Origin of the sequence: Coprococcus sp. ART55/1 (assembly GCF_000210595.1) — a bacterium.
Taxonomy (GTDB): Bacteria; Bacillota; Clostridia; order Lachnospirales; family Lachnospiraceae; genus Coprococcus; species Coprococcus aceti.
In genome coordinates this window covers 1,581,366-1,583,065 of sequence record NC_021018.1, presented here as the reverse complement: position 1 = coordinate 1,583,065, position 1,700 = coordinate 1,581,366, and the positions used below count along the sequence as shown (strand labels likewise).

Sequence of the window (1,700 nt, the reverse complement as noted above, 5' to 3'; positions counted from 1 at the left end):
CGGTATTGATATCTGTATTATTATCTGAACCAAATGAAATATTGGTTTTTGAACAGCCAGAGCTTCATTTACATCCATATTCTCAGAGTCGGTTGGCTGACATGTTTACAGAATATTGCAAACATGGCAGAAAAATTATATTAGAGACACATAGTGAATATTTTTTGTTAAGGCTTAGATATCATATTGTCAAAGAACAATATTCGCAAGATGCTACGGCAGTGAATTTTTTCCAAAATAAAAGTGGAACGAAGGTAACATTTGCAAATATTTCTGGTTTCGGAAATATTGATTATCCAGAAGATTTTAGAGATGAGACGCAAGAGTTACTTAATTCAATACTTGAGGCATCATTCGAAAGAAAGGGGCTATCATGAGTGTATTGATAGATCCATATATGTTTGATCTTTCAAACGAAAGAGAAATACGTGAAAATATTTCTTTTTTATGGATGTGATTAAAATTGCTTCATATCCGGAGAAAAGTAAACGAGTCCCTATTGCTGTCTATCGCGGAATGATAGAAAAAATGCAAAGACGTATAATACAGCCATTTCCGATACATATTTCGATGATTAAAGACAGAGATTTAAAAAGTATGATCATGCAATTAAATAATTCATTTAATAATGTATTGGCAAGATATATTGAGAACATAGATATTGATGAATGTGATGGAAATCAAGAATTTGAGGTTTATGATGATGAAAGAATGGTAAAGGACGATTATTATTTTGAACTATTGAGTGTGCTGTTAGTTCCTTGTTATGCTGAACACGTAAAATTGGATTCTAAAATCTTGACTGGAAATAAAGAAAAGGGAAAACAGATTGGTGATTCTTTTGAAATTGTATGTAATTGTGATATTCATAAATATCAGAAACAGTGTAAGTTTATAAGTGTCGAAGATTTAGTTTCTGACAAGGACAAAATAATTCAGGAATTGAAACGAAAGAAAGAAATAGGGGAGATTCAAATTAGAAATAAAGTTGTTGCAACTATGGGGAGTCATCATAACCATGTTCAATCAAATAAAAAAAAGTTTTTAGAACTGGATGATCTTTCAACTAGAAATAAAATCGTACTTCGTTTGCTTAAAGAATTAGGATTGTATAAAATTGTATTTGGCGAGTTTACACCAAATGGAGTAAAGGCGACTGGAACAATGATAATTCAGGATGTGAATTCATCAGATTTACAAGATATTGTGACAGTTAAGTTTTCTGCTGAAACAAACATGGTTATTGAGACATTACTTTTTTTCCCAAAGGGAATTGGAGAACTATTAAGAAAATATTTTAAGACAGAACAGTTGACATACAAATCTGTTGAAAATATGATTGAAAAAATAAAATAATATTGTTATTTGTGTTTGCCAGCATCAGTTGCAAAAAGTATTGAGGATCAAGCAGGTTATATAAAAATTAAAGACTTGGATGATCAGTATTATAAGACATTAATTATTGAATATCTGAAACAATATTCAAAAGCAAATAGAAAAGAAATTAACAAATTGTTATGGGATAAGTTACCAGATTCATTGTCGGATGACCAAATAAAACATAAAGTTCACAACTTATTAACGACCTTAAAAAATAAGAATGTTATTGAAAAGGATGGAGAAAACCAACGTAAAGCTAACTGGATATTAAAAGATTAATCGGTTTAGGATTGGTTTAGTTTGCTTTGTTTAAACCGATT

General features: G+C 30.1%; 3 protein-coding genes. All 3 read left to right on the top strand.

Going from position 1 to position 1,700, the window contains the following annotated elements:
• Positions 1–377: AAA family ATPase (locus CCU_RS07265; RefSeq protein ID WP_208896080.1), on the top strand; the 377-nt coding region annotated here is incomplete at its 5' end.
• 70 nt (positions 378–447) lie between these two features.
• On the top strand, positions 448–1,356 hold the full coding sequence (locus CCU_RS07260; protein WP_015534125.1) for a hypothetical protein: 909 nt from the start codon (positions 448–450) through the stop codon (positions 1,354–1,356).
• Between the two features lie 15 nt (positions 1,357–1,371).
• Entirely contained in the window at positions 1,372–1,659 is a 288-nt protein-coding gene (locus CCU_RS07255; RefSeq protein WP_055145580.1) for an ERCC4 domain-containing protein, read from the top strand.
• The last annotated feature ends 41 nt before the right edge of the window (positions 1,660–1,700 follow it).